The sequence below is a fragment of the Paenibacillus sp. Z6-24 genome (genome assembly GCF_054161335.1).
In genome coordinates, this window is record NZ_CP096398.1 from 832,501 (window position 1) to 849,464 (window position 16,964).

The 16,964-nt window shown below is 47.4% G+C and carries 10 protein-coding genes, 11 tRNA genes and 2 rRNA genes (1 of these 23 running past the window's edge); 21 read left to right on the top strand and 2 right to left on the bottom strand.

All coding sequences use genetic code 11. The features are described from left to right. The 21 genes from M1D61_RS03640 to glmS all read left to right on the top strand — a co-directional run. Positions 1–794: ribosomal RNA gene (locus M1D61_RS03640) — 23S ribosomal RNA — on the top strand; it begins 2,130 nt to the left of the window's first position. 71 nt (positions 795–865) lie between these two features. After that, positions 866–982: ribosomal RNA gene (gene rrf, locus M1D61_RS03645) — 5S ribosomal RNA — on the top strand. 41 nt (positions 983–1,023) lie between these two features. Beyond that, positions 1,024–1,099, top strand: a tRNA-Asn gene (locus tag M1D61_RS03650). A gap of 3 nt (positions 1,100–1,102) precedes the next feature. After that, a tRNA-Thr gene (locus tag M1D61_RS03655) sits at positions 1,103–1,175 on the top strand. Positions 1,176–1,185: 10 nt separating this feature from the next. After that, positions 1,186–1,257, top strand: a tRNA-Glu gene (locus M1D61_RS03660). An 8-nt stretch (positions 1,258–1,265) separates the two neighbouring features. Further along, a tRNA-Val gene (locus M1D61_RS03665) sits at positions 1,266–1,341 on the top strand. Positions 1,342–1,356: 15 nt separating this feature from the next. Next, positions 1,357–1,431 (top strand) — tRNA-Gln (locus M1D61_RS03670). A gap of 5 nt (positions 1,432–1,436) precedes the next feature. Further along, positions 1,437–1,512: transfer RNA gene (locus M1D61_RS03675), tRNA-Lys, on the top strand. Between the two features lie 16 nt (positions 1,513–1,528). Continuing rightward, a tRNA-Leu gene (locus M1D61_RS03680) sits at positions 1,529–1,610 on the top strand. Positions 1,611–1,620: 10 nt separating this feature from the next. Then, a tRNA-Gly gene (locus M1D61_RS03685) sits at positions 1,621–1,695 on the top strand. Positions 1,696–1,699: 4 nt separating this feature from the next. After that, positions 1,700–1,776, top strand: a tRNA-Arg gene (locus M1D61_RS03690). Between the two features lie 18 nt (positions 1,777–1,794). Then, positions 1,795–1,868 (top strand) — tRNA-Pro (locus M1D61_RS03695). 5 nt (positions 1,869–1,873) lie between these two features. Next, a tRNA-Gly gene (locus M1D61_RS03700) sits at positions 1,874–1,947 on the top strand. Positions 1,948–2,410: 463 nt separating this feature from the next. Continuing rightward, a complete protein-coding gene (gene ppc, locus M1D61_RS03705) occupies positions 2,411–5,206 on the top strand; it encodes a phosphoenolpyruvate carboxylase (protein ID WP_458121216.1) in 2,796 nt (931 codons plus the stop codon). A 369-nt stretch (positions 5,207–5,575) separates the two neighbouring features. Beyond that, positions 5,576–5,737 carry a hypothetical protein gene (locus M1D61_RS03710; RefSeq protein WP_458121217.1) on the top strand — a complete coding sequence of 54 codons (162 nt, stop codon included), beginning with the start codon at positions 5,576–5,578 and terminating at the stop codon, positions 5,735–5,737. A gap of 183 nt (positions 5,738–5,920) precedes the next feature. After that, positions 5,921–6,490 carry an RNA polymerase sigma factor SigW gene (gene sigW, locus M1D61_RS03715; protein ID WP_458121218.1) on the top strand — a complete coding sequence of 190 codons (570 nt, stop codon included), beginning with the start codon at positions 5,921–5,923 and terminating at the stop codon, positions 6,488–6,490. Between the two features lie 342 nt (positions 6,491–6,832). After that, positions 6,833–7,447: a zf-HC2 domain-containing protein gene (locus M1D61_RS03720; RefSeq protein WP_458121219.1), complete on the top strand. Its 615-nt coding sequence runs from the start codon at positions 6,833–6,835 to the stop codon at positions 7,445–7,447. 381 nt (positions 7,448–7,828) lie between these two features. After that, positions 7,829–8,674, top strand: coding sequence for a diadenylate cyclase CdaA (gene cdaA, locus M1D61_RS03725; protein WP_458121220.1), 846 nt, complete (start codon positions 7,829–7,831; stop codon positions 8,672–8,674). Beyond that, a complete protein-coding gene (locus M1D61_RS03730) occupies positions 8,652–10,241 on the top strand; it encodes a CdaR family protein (RefSeq protein WP_458121221.1) in 1,590 nt (529 codons plus the stop codon). Before cdaA ends, M1D61_RS03730 begins: the two co-directional genes overlap by 23 nt. 178 nt (positions 10,242–10,419) lie before the next feature. Next, a complete protein-coding gene (glmM, locus tag M1D61_RS03735; RefSeq protein WP_458121222.1) occupies positions 10,420–11,760 on the top strand; it encodes a phosphoglucosamine mutase in 1,341 nt (446 codons plus the stop codon). 787 nt (positions 11,761–12,547) lie between these two features. Beyond that, on the top strand, positions 12,548–14,380 hold the full coding sequence (glmS, locus tag M1D61_RS03740; RefSeq protein ID WP_046216173.1) for a glutamine--fructose-6-phosphate transaminase (isomerizing): 1,833 nt from the start codon (positions 12,548–12,550) through the stop codon (positions 14,378–14,380). A gap of 330 nt (positions 14,381–14,710) precedes the next feature. On the opposite strand, the gene M1D61_RS03745 is transcribed toward glmS, so the two are convergent. Then, complete coding sequence (locus tag M1D61_RS03745) at positions 14,711–15,406, bottom strand: response regulator transcription factor (protein WP_046216172.1); 696 nt, start codon at positions 15,404–15,406, stop codon at positions 14,711–14,713. A 13-nt stretch (positions 15,407–15,419) separates the two neighbouring features. Further along, positions 15,420–16,865: a sensor histidine kinase gene (locus M1D61_RS03750; RefSeq protein ID WP_458121223.1), complete on the bottom strand. Its 1,446-nt coding sequence runs from the start codon at positions 16,863–16,865 to the stop codon at positions 15,420–15,422. Between the last annotated feature and the right edge of the window lie 99 nt (positions 16,866–16,964).

Here is a 16,964-nt window from a genome sequence, read left to right on the forward strand (position 1 = left end):
GGGGTGCGATTTGTACAGGATAGGTGGGAGCCTACGAAGAGGGAGCGCAAGCTTCCTTGGAGGCGCCGTTGGGATACCACCCTGATCGCATCTGAGTTCTAACCTGGTACCGTAATCCGGTACAGGGACCGTGTCAGGTGGGCAGTTTGACTGGGGCGGTCGCCTCCTAAAATGTAACGGAGGCGCCCTAAGGTTCCCTCAGAATGGTTGGAAATCATTCGAAGAGTGTAAAGGCATAAGGGAGCTTGACTGCGAGACCTACAAGTCGAGCAGGGACGAAAGTCGGGCTTAGTGATCCGGTGGTACCGCATGGAAGGGCCATCGCTCAACGGATAAAAGCTACCCTGGGGATAACAGGCTTATCTCCCCCAAGAGTCCACATCGACGGGGAGGTTTGGCACCTCGATGTCGGCTCATCGCATCCTGGGGCTGAAGTAGGTCCCAAGGGTTGGGCTGTTCGCCCATTAAAGCGGTACGCGAGCTGGGTTCAGAACGTCGTGAGACAGTTCGGTCCCTATCTGTCGTGGGCGTAGGAGATTTGAGAGGAGCTGTCCTTAGTACGAGAGGACCGGGATGGACGCACCGCTGGTGTACCAGTTGTTCCGCCAGGAGCATCGCTGGGTAGCTACGTGCGGAAGGGATAAGCGCTGAAAGCATCTAAGCGTGAAGCCCCCCTCAAGATGAGATTTCCCAATTAGTAAGACCCCTTGAAGACGACGAGGTAGATAGGTTGGGGGTGGAAGTGCAGCAATGCATGGAGCTGACCAATACTAATCGGTCGAGGGCTTATCCAAAAAGCTTCTAAAGCAGCGAGGTTTCGTTTCGGATTCAGTTTTCAGGTGATCAACACCTGCAAGGTAAGACGTTTGGTGATGATGGCGGAGGGGTTCCACACGTACCCATCCCGAACACGACCGTTAAGCCCTCCAGCGCCGATGGTACTTGGACCGCAGGGTCCTGGGAGAGTAGGACGTTGCCAAGCGAAAACAAGCAAGACTTCCGCTCGAAGAGAGCGGGTATTATTCCCTGATAGCTCAGTTGGTAGAGCACTCGACTGTTAATCGAGTTGTCACAGGTTCGAGTCCTGTTCGGGGAGCCACATGCTCTCATAGCTCAGTAGGTAGAGTGCATCCATGGTAAGGATGAGGTCACCGGTTCGAATCCGGTTGAGAGCTTATTAAGTAAGGCCCGTTGGTCAAGGGGTTAAGACACCTCCCTTTCACGGAGGTAACAGGGGTTCGAATCCCCTACGGGTCATATCGTATGGAGACTTAGCTCAGCTGGGAGAGCATCTGCCTTACAAGCAGAGGGTCGGGGGTTCGATCCCCTCAGTCTCCACCATATATTCTTAATTGTTGGGGATTAGCCAAGCGGTAAGGCAACGGACTTTGACTCCGTCACGCATAGGTTCGAATCCTATATCCCCAGCCATTTGAGAGCCATTAGCTCAGTTGGTAGAGCACCTGACTTTTAATCAGGGTGTCGAAGGTTCGAGTCCTTCATGGCTCACCATTTATTTTTTAATTATGCGCGTGTGGCGGAATTGGCAGACGCACTAGACTTAGGATCTAGCGTCTTACGACGTGGGGGTTCAAGTCCCTCCACGCGCATCCTTATTATGCGGACGTGGCTCAGCGGTAGAGCATCGCCTTGCCAAGGCGAGGGTCGCGGGTTCGATTCCCGTCGTCCGCTCCAATACGCGCCCTTAGCTCAGCTGGATAGAGCGTTTGACTACGAATCAAAAGGTCAGGAGTTCGAATCTCTTAGGGCGCGCCATTTTTTATTACTGTATATCGGGATGTAGCTCAGCTTGGTAGAGCACCTGGTTTGGGACCAGGGGGTCGCATGTTCAAATCGTGTCATCCCGATTGATGCGGGTGTAGTTCAATGGTAGAACTTCAGCCTTCCAAGCTGATAGCGTGGGTTCGATTCCCATCACCCGCTCCAATATGTAGATGAAGACCGGAAACGGTCTTTTTTTGCTATATACAGGATTTATTAATAACTTTTTCTTTCATGAGGTTTGTATATTCTGCCAATTTTTGTCTTCTTTATATTTACTTTAGTTTTATTTTTATCTTTTTATCGTCTAATACTGTTCTCTCATCTAATACTTAATATTTTATCTGCTTTAATACCTTGTCTCTTACACAGAATTGAAGTTTAAGATGTGCTGTTGTGAGAGCAGAATATGTGCTGTGTGACTTGATACAGCACATAGGAAAGAAGTATAGTATAATATTTTTACGCAATAACGCTGTGAAGCATTATGAATGAATGATAGAATGTTTGCATAATTAATCATATTACTCAAATTAATTAAAGTAATCATTCTGGCTTTGTTGTATGATGTTAAGAAGATGTGAACCTTTAAATAGAATGAACCACCGGGAAAGATAGGAGGAAGAGCATGTCTGAGTTGACAGTCAATGTGAGTAAAAATCATTCTAATAATTTGCTTCGGCGTGATGTACGTTTTTTGGGCAATATCCTGGGAGAGGTACTGGTACACCAGGGTGGCCAGGAGCTGCTGGATATCGTCGAAAAAATTCGTGAGCTGAGCAAATCTTTACGGGCAGTTTCTTTGCCAGAAGTATTTGAGGAATTCAAAACATTAATTCAAAACCTGGATTCTGACAACAGACACCAAGTTATACGTGCTTTTGCTGTGTACTTTCAACTCGTTAATATCGCAGAGCAAAATCATCGTATCCGCCGGAAACGGGACTACGAACGTTCAGCCGGTGAGAATGTGCAATCCGGAACGATGGAAAATGCCGTTCAGGAATTGAAAAACAATAACTTTACCGCTGAAGAGGTAGAAGCGATCTTTGCGGACCTTTCGCTGGAACTGGTGATGACTGCCCATCCGACGGAAGCGATGCGCCGCGCTATTCTCGATATTCATAAGCGCATCTCGGAAGATGTGAAGCTGCTGGATAATCCAACGCTGACTTTGCGGGAACGGGAGCAGCTTCGTGAAAAACTGCTGAACGAGGTAATCACCCTCTGGCAGACGGATGAACTTCGTGATCGCAAGCCAACCGTACTTGATGAAGTGCGTAACGGGATGTACTATTTCCATGAGACGTTGTTCGATGTACTGCCTGAGCTGTATCAGGAGTTGGAGCGTTCACTGTCCAAGCATTATCCTGATCATGATTGGCATGTACCGGGATTTTTACGCTTTGGTTCCTGGATTGGCGGGGACCGTGATGGCAATCCATCCGTCACGGCGGATGTAACCTGGAAAACCTTGCAGATGCAGCGTAAGCTGGCTATCCGCGAGTACCAGCGCATCCTGCGTGAGATGATGCAATCACTGAGCTTTAGCACGACGATTATTGACGTGTCTGAAGATCTGTTATCTTCCATTCAAAAGGACCGCCTGCATGTAACGATCGACAAGATCTACAGCTGGAATAATGAAAATGAGCCTTATCGGATCAAAATAGCCTATATGCTGCGCAAGCTGAGCAATATCGGTGATGACTCCAAGCAGGGCACTACAGAACGTTACAACGATGTCTCTGAACTGCTCGAAGACCTCAAGGTGATCGATAAGAGTCTGCGTCATCATTATGCAGATTATGTGGCGGATACATACGTGAAAAAAATGATCCGCCAAGTAGAGCTGTTCGGATTCCATACGGCTACACTGGATGTGCGTCAGCATAGCCAGGAACATGAGAATTCGCTCAAAGAAATCCTCGCCAGTATGGAGATTGTGGAGGACTACTCCAAACTGCAGGAAGAAGAGAAAATTGAGCTGCTCGGCAAGCTGTTAAGCGATCCGAGACCAATCACTTCTCCTTATTTCAAATACAGTGAGACTACGGAAGAATGTCTGGCTGTCTATCGTACAATTCATAAGGCACAGCAGGAATTCGGAACCAACTGTATATCCAGCTATCTGATCAGTATGACGCAGGGAGCAAGTGATATCCTGGAAGTCATGGTATTCGCCAAAGAGATGGGACTGTTCCGTCAAATGGCAGATGGCAGTGTACAGTGTACATTGCAGGCGGTTCCGTTATTTGAGACGATTGATGATCTGCACGAAGCGCCACGAATTATGCGCCAGGTGCTTGATTTGCCAGCTTACCGCAAAGCAGTAGCAGCGATGAATGATCTGCATGAGATTATGCTCGGTTATTCGGACAGCAACAAGGACGGCGGCGTAGTTACAGCCAACTGGGAACTTCGTCTGGCGTTGAACGATATTACGGCGATGGGACAGGAATACGGCATTAAGCTGAAATTCTTCCACGGTCGCGGAGGTGCACTCGGTCGTGGTGGTATGTCGCTGGACCGCAGTATTCTCGCCCAGCCGCCGCATACGATCGGTGGAGGCATCAAAATCACCGAACAGGGTGAGGTACTGTCTTCCCGTTATTCGCTGCAGGGGATCGCTTACCGCAGCCTGGAACAGGCCATCTCGGCGCTGATTCGTTCAGCTACAATCGCCAAAATAGGGCAACCTGCAGGCGAAGACAATCAAGAATGGGATGAGATCATTCGTGGTATCTCGGAAGTGTCTCTGGATAAGTACCAGGAACTGATTTTCCGTGATCCGGACTTTATGAGTTTCTTCAAACAGTCGACGCCGCTGCCGGAGGTGGGTGAACTCAATATTGGTTCTCGTCCTTCCAAACGCAAAAACAGCGACCGGTTCGAAGATCTACGGGCAATTCCATGGGTATTTGCCTGGACCCAGAGCCGTTATCTGCTGCCGGCATGGTATGCTGCCGGAACAGGACTGCAGCATTTCTACCAGGATCAACCTGAAAATATGGCTGTACTGCAAAAAATGTACAAAGAGTTCCCATTCTTCACTACACTGATCGACACCCTGCAGATGGCGATTGCCAAAGCAGATCTGACGATTGCCCGCGAATATGCAGGCATGTGTCAGGATGATCAATCTCGTACACGCATCTTCGGAATGATCGAATCTGAGTTCAATCTTACTCGTGATCTGGTACTGCAAATTACAGGCCAGCAGGATATTCTCGATAATGTACCTGTTATCCAGGAATCGGTTCGTCTGCGTAATCCGTATGTCGATCCGCTCAGTTATTTGCAGGTTCAGCTGCTCAGTGAGCTGCGTCAGATTCGTGAAGAGGGTTCAGATGATCCGGAACTGCTGCGCGAAGTGCTGTTGACGATCAATGGTATTGCGGCAGGATTGAGAAATACGGGCTGATGCAGGAGAGACATCTTACCTTGGTCGGCTGATTCGACTCGTTTAATCAAACAAGCTGAAATGAAATACGCTGGCTGGGGAGAAAGACTTTTGCTGCAAGGTAGGCAGTTCGCTCAGACGTAAAATAACTTCATCAGATGTCCAACCACTTTAGATGAATATTTGTACATTTAAACTGAGGTATATAACAAATAGATGTGCAATAAACTGATGGATAATAGTCACCGATGTAAATAAACTGAAGTATGCAGTAAACGGATGTTCAATAAACCCGTTATGCAATAAATAAAAGGCAGACATTGTGCAAATCATAATGTCTGCCTTTTATTATTGAGTGTCCATCATTATAAGTATCTTGGAGACAAAAAGATGAAATATGAGCAAAAGAGTTGTCCGGAAAAGAAATGTAAAGAAGTGAGAAGCAACAAAAAAAGAAGAGAAGACATAAGAAGAAATGAAATTAAAAAAACAAAAGAAATACAGCTGAGAAGAAGCCCGGTTTTACAGCTGAATGGGGATTGGATGATATAAATTATCGTTATTTATGTCCATTTCACTTAAAAAAAGACCTTTATTTCCTGATAAATCAAAGAAGTTTGAAAGAAACAGAGGATTAAGATTGCAATTTAAGGTATCATCCATTACGATTTTAATTGGATTGTAAAATGGCTTTACCGAACAATATACATACCGGGAACTGAGTCTGGGGGAGTGATGGTGGATAATCTGGATACGAGATTAGTCAAATTGGCGCTAAAAGGTGATCAGCGTGCATTTGCTGAAATCGTTGATTTATACAAAGATAAGATATTTCATTTGGGTTATCGGATGCTCAGCAATCGTCATGAAGCGGAAGATATAGTACAGGAAACCTTCTTGCGTGTCTATAAAAGTCTGGATCGTTATGATCCGAAGCAAAAGTTTTCTACCTGGATCTACCGGATTGCTACGAATCTGTGTATCGACCGGCTGCGTAAGCGCAAACCGAGCTTCTCGCTTGATGCAGAGTTGAATGATCAGGACAATACAGACGGTTATGCATTGATTCCGGGTGATGAACGTACGCCGGAGAGTGAATACCTGCTTACAGAGACACAGCAGCTGATTCACCAAGCGATCGATTCCCTTCCGGATAAATACAAAACGGTCATGATTCTGCGTTACTTGCAGGAATTGTCTCTGCAGGAAATTAGCGATGTCATGGATATGCCGGTAACGACGATCAAAACCCGTGTTCACCGCGGACGGGAATTTCTGCGCAAAAAGCTGGAATCCAAGCTGTAACAAACTGGCTGCTGTATTTTATTTGAGGTCCGTGTACTGGCGAAGGCCGGTATTTCGGGCTGTTCACATGTATGGATACAGCAGTGGACTGCAGGAACGTTACGGATTGTAGGATTTGTGCCTGCAGCAAGGGGACCAGCTGAATGGCTGGAACGACCGGTTTTTCTTTTTGTGCGGGATGTACCATTATTTTAAAAGATTGTTACAAAATCATAGAAAAGCTTCAGGTTTATGAAACGGTTTGAAATCTGCAGCGTATTTAACAGAGTATTCGCAGTTCCAGACATGGTTCGGCTGTGATAGGATGCTGGAATAATTATACAAAAGAAAGGAATGGCTCATATGGATTGCAAACTGGCCGTCTCATTTATACATGAGTACCTGGACGGCGACTTACCTGATGAACAGGCGAATGAGCTCAAGCAGCATATGGCTGAATGCTCAGAGTGCCGTGCAGTTTTTAAAGAATTGGAGCAGACTGAATTGCTTCTGTTTGCCGTCAATCACCGCAAGCCGCCAGTATCTGATGAGCTCACCGACCGGATTATGCAGGCCCTTCCCAAGAAGAAGAAGCCCCATGCCTGGACGACCTGGTTAAAGAGACATCCGGCGTTAACGGCAGCAGCAGCATTTTTCGTGATTCTGCTTGGTACACTTCCATTATGGAATGAAGGTCCTGAAATGATCGTCAAAGGACAAAATCTGGATCAGGTTGTGATTGAAGGAAATACGGTGATCGTACCGGAAGGCAAAACCATTGCCGGTAATTTAACTATAGAAAAAGGGCAAGCCCGGATATATGGTGATGTCGAAGGCAATGTAACTGTCATTGATGGCAGCATATTTCAAGCAAGTACAGCCCATATCTCGGGACAGGTTCAGACTGTAGATCAAGCGGTAGGCTGGCTTTGGTACAAAATTTCAACTGCATTCTCAGAAGTCGCCTCTACTAATTAAATGACTTTTCGTAAGGCGCCTCTTATTCAGATGGCGTCTTTTTTGCATGTTCACGGATAAAACGTGTAAAATGAAGCAGAGAACGCTGGATAGACTTATAATGCACAAGCAGCAGTTTACTGCTGTCAAATGAAAAGTTATAGGGAATTTATGAAAAAGGTAGTAAAGTTAACGGCAGGTTAGGGTAATATTATATATTATACTGCTAATAAGCACGGTAACGGGGTTATGATTAAAGGTGCGAGTAGTTCTGGCCGACGGTGCAATATAATATATAAAGTACACTAACAGCCTGAACCGAGCCTGCATGGAGTAAAATACGCAGGCGGCGGATATACCAGGTTAAAGGTCCACCAGATAGAACATAACGGGGGTTGCAGTATGGAGTATTTTGCGGACTTGACTTGGAAAGATTCCATTAAAGATATAATCGATATATTGATTGTAACGTACATCATTTATCAGCTCATTCTTCTGGTACGAGGTACCCGGGCAGTGCAACTGCTAAAAGGTATTCTCGTGCTTGTCGTCATCTGGGCGCTTAGCACCTGGTTTGATCTGTATACACTGAAATGGCTGATGAACCAGGCATTTACCTTTGGCGTGCTGGCTGTATTTATCATTTTCCAGCCGGAACTGCGCAGAGGTCTGGAGCAGCTCGGGCGCGGTAAAATCTTTGGACGTACGATAGCGGAGGATGAAGAGATTACCCGAATGATTAATGAGGTAATCAAGTCTGTTAACTATCTGTCCAGACGGAAAATTGGTGCATTGATCGTATTTGAACGAACGACCGGACTGAACGAATACACGGAATCGGGTATTAAAATGCAGTCGGTCGTCAGTTCGGAACTGCTTATTAATATTTTTATACCCAATACGCCGCTGCATGATGGCGCCGTCATTATACAGGGTCAGCAGATTTCTGCTGCAGCCTGTTATCTGCCGCTGTCCGAGAATCCTTTTATCAGCAAGGAACTGGGCACACGTCACCGGGCAGCGATCGGGATCAGTGAAGTCGGTGATGCGATGTCTCTAATTGTATCCGAGGAAACCGGGCAGGTCTCTCTTGCAATGAATGGACAGGTAATTCGTGATATTAACGAAGAGTCTCTCATCTCCAAACTCCATGAAGCACTCAAGCCCAACGTAACGACAAAGGAGAAAAAGAGCCTGTTCTGGAAGCGAAAGGGGGATAACAAGGATGATGGACAAATGGATCAGTAATAACACGGTAGCTAAAGTACTGGCACTGGTAGTAAGCATACTGCTGTGGATTATGGTCCATATGGATAACAATACTCTTCCCATGCAATCTTCAGCTTCCCAGGTAGGCACCAGTGTGATTAATGATGTGCAGGTACAGCCTTATGGATTTGACGAGGATAAATATGTATTAAAATCGATCGAGCCTTCGACAGTTAGTATCGAAGTAAGGGGAACACGCCCGGATCTGCTGCCTTCGGACAGCTACAAGGCCAAAGTAGATTTAAGCCAGATCAAAGGGCCGGGTACGATCAGTCTGCCGCTGATCACGGATACGCCTGCGAGTGTGCAGTATGTATCCTCTACACCCAGTGTAGTAAAAGTAACGATTGAAGAGAAAACGTCCAATGTATTTGTGCCGGAGATTATAGCGCAAGGAGAACCTGCAGAAGGCTATCAGAAGGGTGCTCCGGTCGTTACAGATGGAACAGACAAGGTGAGCGTTACGCTGCCACAGAGCCGCTTGGAAGACGTACAAAAGGTACAGGGCGTGATTAGTGTAGCTGGCGCCACCGATACGGTATCCAAAACTGTTGCACTGGCGGTCTATGACAAGTCCGGCAATGTCATGAAGGATGCAATCATCTCACCGGCTGCTGTAAAAGTCGAAGTGCCTATAGGCGCTGCCACAAGAACGCTGCCGCTCAATCTCAGTTATACCGGACAGCTACCAAACAGCCTGGTACTGGCTGGTACAGAGGTCAGCGCAGATGAGATTACAGTATATGGATCGGAATCCGCACTGGCTGCGCTGGGCGATTCGATTACCGCATCTGTCGATCTGAGCTCCATTGAGCAGGCAGGGACTGTCACATTGACAGCCAAGCTGGATCTTCCCGAAGGGACAGAACGAGTCTCGCCTTCTTCCGTACAGGTGAAAATTACGACGGAAGAATTCTCCGAGCGGGTGATCCAGAATGTGCCGATAGGTCTGGTAGGAACAGGTTCCAATGTGGAAGCCATAATCACCAAGCCTCAAAGCAAACAGGTCAGCCTGAATATTAAAGGTTCTCCGGAAGCACTACAGGCCGTGAAGCCGGAAGATATCAAGGCCACCGCCAATATCAGCGGACGTGGTCCGGGTACCTATACGATTCCGGTTCAGATTGTACTGCCGGAGACGGTTAGTCTGACTGATCCGGGGATCAAGCTGAACGCAACAGTTACGATTACCGAGAAGGCGGGCAGTACCGGATCAGACAGTGGGACCGAGACGGATAATGGACAAAGTAACGGCTCCAGTGCTGCAGAAGAAGGAGAGGCTCAATCTGGTACGGGTAATCCTGTACCGGATAGCTCCAACCCGGAGCAGCCAGGAAGCAGTACCGGCACAGGCAGCGAACAGCAGCCGGAAACGCCTTCAGCAGAGGGAACTCAGCCGGAAAGCAGTGCACCGCCCTTGTCCAGCACGGAGCCGGCACAACCGGTCGCTCCTGAGGAGGGTACCCAGCAGAAGCAGGGTTCTGTCAACCAGAATGGGGAAACTACAACAAGTGCCAAAGCAGTTTTCACCACAACCTATCACTAAATTATTCAGATATGAACAGAATCGCTATTGACAGCAAGGTAGGGAAGACGTATAAAGAAGTGGTTGTCTGATGCAGTCCGGCCGGCGACAGAGATAACAGAGTCGCTGCTGCCAGGCTGCTTTTAGACTGTTCAAACAACAATTGAATTTACTATTAATATTATAAGGGAGCACAACTATGGGGAAATATTTCGGAACAGACGGTGTACGTGGGGTAGCAAATAAAGAATTAACAGCTGAGATGGCTTATCAGATCGGCCGCTGTGGGGGCTATGTACTGACACATGGCGCAGAGAAGCCGACTGTAGTCATCGGAATGGACACCCGTATATCCGGCCTGATGCTGGAATCCGCGCTGATCGCAGGTATGCTGTCCATTGGCGCGCACATTATTCGTCTCGGTGTCGTGAGCACACCTGCGGTAGCTTACATTACCCGTTTACTCAAGGCGGATGCTGGTGTAATGATCTCCGCTTCACACAACCCGGTACAGGATAACGGTATCAAATTTTTTGGCGGCGATGGATTCAAACTGTCCGATGAAACGGAACTGCAGATCGAAGCACTGATGGATGCTGCAGAAGACAAGCTGCCACGTCCGGTAGGCGCAGAGCTGGGAACGATTGTTAATGATGATACATCCAAATACAAATACCTGGAACATCTGAAATCTACGATTACCCATTCTTTTGAAGGTGTGAAAATTGTAATGGACTGCGCGAACGGTGCTGCTTATGAACTGGCTCCTGCTTTCTTCAAAGAACTGGGTGCGGAAGTAATCGCTATCGGTGCAGAACCAAACGGTCTCAATATTAACGACCACTGCGGCTCCACTCATCCCGAGAAGCTGAAAGAGGAAGTTCTGCGTCACGGTGCGCAGATCGGTCTGGCTTTTGATGGAGATGCCGATCGTCTGATCGCTATTGATGAAAAAGGCGAAGAAGTGGATGGCGATTACATTCTCTGTATCTGTGGAGACGCGATGAACCGTGCCGGCAAGCTGAAAGACAGCACAATCGTCTCTACCGTAATGAGCAATATCGGATTCTACAAAGCGACTGAAGCCCTGTCGCTGCGTACTGCACAGACGGCAGTCGGTGACCGTTATGTTATGGAAGAAATGAGACGCGGTGGTTATACGCTTGGTGGCGAGCAGTCCGGTCATGTTATTTTCCTCGATTACATTACAACCGGTGATGGTATCCTGACCGCTGTACAGCTGGTCGATACGCTCGTAGGTTCCGGCAAATCGCTCAGTGAACTGAAGTCCATGATGAACAAGTATCCACAGGTGCTCGTCAACGTACGCGTAGAGAGCAAAGCGCGCTATGAAGGCAATACGGCGATCGCAGCTGCGGTAAAAGCAGTCGAAGATCAGCTGGGCAGTAACGGCCGCGTACTGGTGCGTCCATCCGGTACGGAATCCCTGATCCGTGTAATGGCGGAAGGCCCGGATAAAGAAGAGCTGGAGCAGTATGTTGCCCAGATCGCAGACGTGGTGAAAAAAGAACTCGTTTAATAAAGCGAATAAGGCCAGCAAAATGATCAAGCAGAGGGCCGTCCGGAAGACAGCAGTCTTTCCGGCTAGCATATAGCAAGGTAAAGACAACGAACAGAGCTACAAGGTTCGTTGTCTTTTTTATATCAAAGTTAGTACAGGAAGACGGTCAAAGGGTCTACTACGGTTCTGTGTCTCTGCTGGATGAATAACAAAGCGCTGTAAATGGATATAAATGTAAATTGATCAGATGTTTTCGGTTAATCTGCTGCTGATTGTGTTAAATGATTCATGTGAACAGTGGATACATGCATATAATGTCACATAAACAGTGCTTATTTTGCTCATGATAACGATGTCACATTTTTATCATTGCCTTATCCCTCAAACATGAATATAATGAAAAAGTTGCTATTTGTAATATAACTGTAACATTACAACAGCAGCATGACTTCAGACAGAAAGTGAGGATCGTGATGTTAATAAGCAGGACCAAGCGCCAGAGCTCGAAGAGACGGAGAAAGTAAAAATCGAGCTGACGAGGTGAAGGTGTTCGAAACATTCGGCGGGGACCTTCCGGTGACGCATCAGACCGCAAATTGGAATCCAAATGCAGAGAGTGATCTCTGCCACAAAGATCCATTCGATGCCAGCTAAATCATTATAAGAATGTACATGTGACATGAATAGAAATATAGAATTATCAAATGTGCATTCGCTATGAATCTATAATTGCATAATCCTGATTTCTATTCCTCATGTACTACCTAACGTCAACGGACGTATTATCGAACGGAGGAATATAAACATGTGTGGTATTGTTGGATATATTGGAGATAAAAATACGCAGGAAATTTTGGTGGACGGGCTTCGCAAACTGGAATATCGCGGGTACGATTCCGCAGGTATCTCCGTATTTACAGACAGTGGTCTGCAGGTTGTTAAGGCACAGGGCCGTATGGCTAACCTGGAAGCAAGACTGGAGCAGCATCCACTGATCGGCAGAGCGGGTATCGGACACACGCGCTGGGCGACTCACGGTAAACCATCGGATGTTAACTCCCATCCACACACAGACGAGAAGCAAAAATTCTCTGTTGTACACAACGGCATTATCGAGAACTATCTGGAACTGAAAGATGAACTGATCCGTTCCGGTATTCATTTTGTATCCGAGACCGATACCGAGGTTATTGCACACCTGGTTGCTCGTGAATACGAAGGCGATATCGTCAAAGCTGTTCAAAAAGCAGTTACTTACATGCGCGGTGCATTCGCACTTGGCGTTCTGACAGAGCATGAGCCGGACAAACTGGTAGCTGTTCGCCAGGCAAGCCCGCTCGTTATCGGCGTAGGTGAAGGCGAGAACTTTATCGGTTCCGATATCCCGGCGATTCTGAAATATACACGTAATGTCTACATTCTGAATGATGGGGAAATGGCTGTTCTGACCAAGGATGCTGTTGAGCTGATGACGATTGAAGGCAACTTTATTTCCCGAGAAATGATTCATGTGGATTGGGATGCAGTTACTGCAGAAAAAGGCGGTTTTGACCATTTCATGCTGAAAGAAATTCACGAGCAGCCAAAAGCTTATCGTGATACGATGCTGGGTCGTGTAAATGATGACGGCAAAGGCGTTCATTTCAGCGATCTGAAACTGACACCTGAGCAAATCCGCAATATCCGCAATGTACAAATCATTGCTTGTGGTACAGCTTACCATGCAGGTCTGGTAGGACGTAATATTATCGAGAAGCTGGCTCATATTCCGGTAGAAACGGATGTAGCTTCCGAATACCGTTACCGTTCCCCAATCATCAACAAAGATACACTCGTGATCGTTGTCAGCCAATCCGGTGAAACGGCAGATACACTGGCAGCACTGCGTGAAGCACAGGCCAATGGTGCTCATGTTATTGCTATCACCAACGTGGTAGGCAGCTCGATCGCCCGTGATGCTGATGATGTGATCGCTACACTGGCAGGACCGGAAATTGCCGTAGCATCCACCAAAGCATACACTTCCCAGCTGATCGCGTTCTATCTGTTCGGTCTGTACATGGCTGAGATCCGCGGCACACAGACAACTGAAGAGATTACACGTACACTGGCAGCGATGGATTCCCTGCCGGAGCAGGTAGAGAAAGTACTGGAAATGGCACCGGAAATCAAAACCTATGCCGAGCATATCGCTCAGCACAAACACCTCTTCTTTATCGGACGCGGTGTGGATTATGCAGTGGTACAGGAAGGCTCTCTGAAACTGAAAGAGATCTCCTACATCCACTCCGAAGCATATGCAGCAGGCGAACTGAAACACGGTACTCTGGCTCTGATTGAAGAAGGCATCCCGGTTATCGCTCTGGCGACTCAGGAAGATGTACTCGAGAAAACCGTCAGCAATATCAAGGAAGTCAAAGCTCGCGGCGGCGAAGTGATGGTTGTATCTTATGAAGAGAACCGCGAGGATCTGCTGAAATCGGTAGATACCGTGATGACTATCCCAAGAACACTGCCAATCCTGAGCCCGGCTCTGTCGGTCGTTGTACTGCAGCTGCTGGCTTACTACGCTTCCCTTGCACTGGAGCATGATGTGGATAAACCACGTAATCTGGCGAAGAGCGTAACCGTTGAGTAGTATTCATCAAACCGCTTGAACAATGTCATGCACGGATGATCTCATTCATTCCTGCGTAAAATAATATACAGAAAATGCACCCTTTTACTGAATACCGGAACCCAATGTGGGTAACCCGGTGAACAGGAGAGGGTGCATTTTTTATGGGCAAAATGATTAGATGGGAACCTATTATTTCAGTGTACCGGAATATTGGACACTACAAGACTAGAGCACTAAAATACCGGAATACGAGAACATGAGAACACGAGAGCATGAGAATATGAGGGCACCAAAATACCGGAGTACGAGACCACCAAAATAACAAAGGGTCTGAACCAACTATTATCTTTATGGTTGGAAGCGGTAGCCGGCTCCCCAGACGGTCTGGATATACCTCGGATTACCCGGGTCTTCTTCAATCTTCTCGCGCAGCCGGTTGATGTGCACGGCTACTGTCGCATTATCGCCTACCGAATCAAATCCCCATATACGTTCGTACAGCGTATCTTTGCTGAACACAATATTGGAATTCACCACCAGAAAATGAAGCAGGTCAAATTCCTTTTTCTTGAGTTCCAATTCACGGCCCTGGAGATAGGCACGGTGGGCATCGGTATTGATAACAAAGGAACCGATCTCGATCGTACCGCTCTGCTGGGCAGCTCGATTGCCGCCTTTGAGACGAGCGTACTGTGCCAGATTGGATTTGACCCTGGCGACCAGTTCATTGGGAGAAAAGGGTTTGACGATATAATCATCGGCACCCAGTCCAAGCCCGCGGATCTTGTCGATATCCTCTTGCTTGGCGGTGACCATCAGGATAGGGATATCCAGCTTTTCTCTCAGCTGACGACATACGGCAAATCCATCCTGTCCGGGCAGCATCAGATCGAGCAGAATCAGCTGAAATTGTCCGGATAACGCTCTGTCTACACCGGTAATTCCATTGTCCGCGATCTCCACGGCAAACTGGTTAATCTCCAGATAGTCCCGCTCGATCGCGGCAATAGCCTCATCGTCTTCAATAATAAGTATCTTTTTCACTGTAGTGCACCTCCTACCGGATCACCGGCAGATGAATCTCGATACAGAGACCGCCTGCCGGCGATAGTTTGGCTTCAATATGGCCGCCCATGCGTTCGACGGCTTTGGCTGTAATCGCGAGTCCGAGTCCGCTGCCTTTGTGAGGAAGATTACGGGATGGATCACTACGATAGAACGCATCAAATAATTTGCCCAGCGATTCTTCCGGAACGCCGGGACCATTATCGGTCAGCCGAATGAGCAGCTGCTGATCCTCCAGCCGGGTGCTGATACGGATATGACAGCGCTCCTTGTCTTTGTAATTCAGACTATTTTCCAGAATATTCGTAAATATGCTGTCAAACTGTACCTGATCAGCGATAATTAGGGCCGGTTCATTGGAAACATCCAGCTCGATATCCAGACCTCTGGACCGGTATTCTTCCGCAGTCGCCCGGATCAGGGAAAGCAGCTCCTGATTCACATCCAGCCGCTCGGGATCGTATGGATAATCACCCATATCCATTTTGGAAAATAGGAAAATTTTGGATACCATACGATCGATATCTTCGGCCTTGGTCTTGATCATCGAGATATAGTTGTGACGGGATTCCGGGGTGCTGGCTACGCCATCCAGCAGACCTTCGGAATAGGCACGGATTGAGGTCAGGGGAGAGCGAAGATCATGGGAGATGCTGGCGAGCAGTTCTTTGCGATTCTCCTCCTGTCTCTGGATCAGATGCAGCGATTGCTTGAGCTGTACAGCCATATCGTTAAAATCCCGGCAGACCGAAGCAAATTCATCGTTGTTCGGATAATGGATATGCGCATCCAGATTACCGTCGCGGATCTCGTGCACGGCATGCACCAGATTATCCAGCGGCTGCCGGATATGCCTGAAAACAAAGTGGGTCAGAAAGCGATTGGTAAAGATGACGGTAATAATAGTTCCGATCCCGAGCAGTACCAGAAAAGCATTGCTCAAAAAGCGGTACAGTTCATAGCTGCCGTCGCTGGAATTGTATTTGGCAAATTTGCTGAAAATCGCTACCGTATACGTTTTGCCATCTACATCTATATTCTGCACATAGACACTTTCCTGATCCATGGTCAGACTGGCATCACCAGGCAGCATTTGAATTGCCTTCATCATTTTGTTGTCGCGGTCGATATCCGTTATGCCAAAGGTATAGATTGGCTGTCTGGCCGAATAGATGCTCAGCTTCATCGTGTTCTTTTTCAGATATTGATTCAGCTTCCGGATTTTCTGCGGGTCCGGGCTTTGCTGGTTATGGATAAGTTCCCGCGTGGCGTTAAGCAGCATATCCGGATCTTCATAGATGCTGTTTTCACTTTCATCGATACTTTTCCAGTACTGATTGGACAGGAAGATGCCTGCCAGAATAATGATGACAGAAATAAATACAGGTATTACAACCATAAGAATGTTGGAGATCACGAGGCGCTGTTTAATTGTCATACCTTTATCCTTTCTGTAATCATTATGAGGGAATCTATTTATGCTGACGCGATCTGGCCATGACTTCGGTAAATGAAGCTGTGACCGGCATGCTCCGGT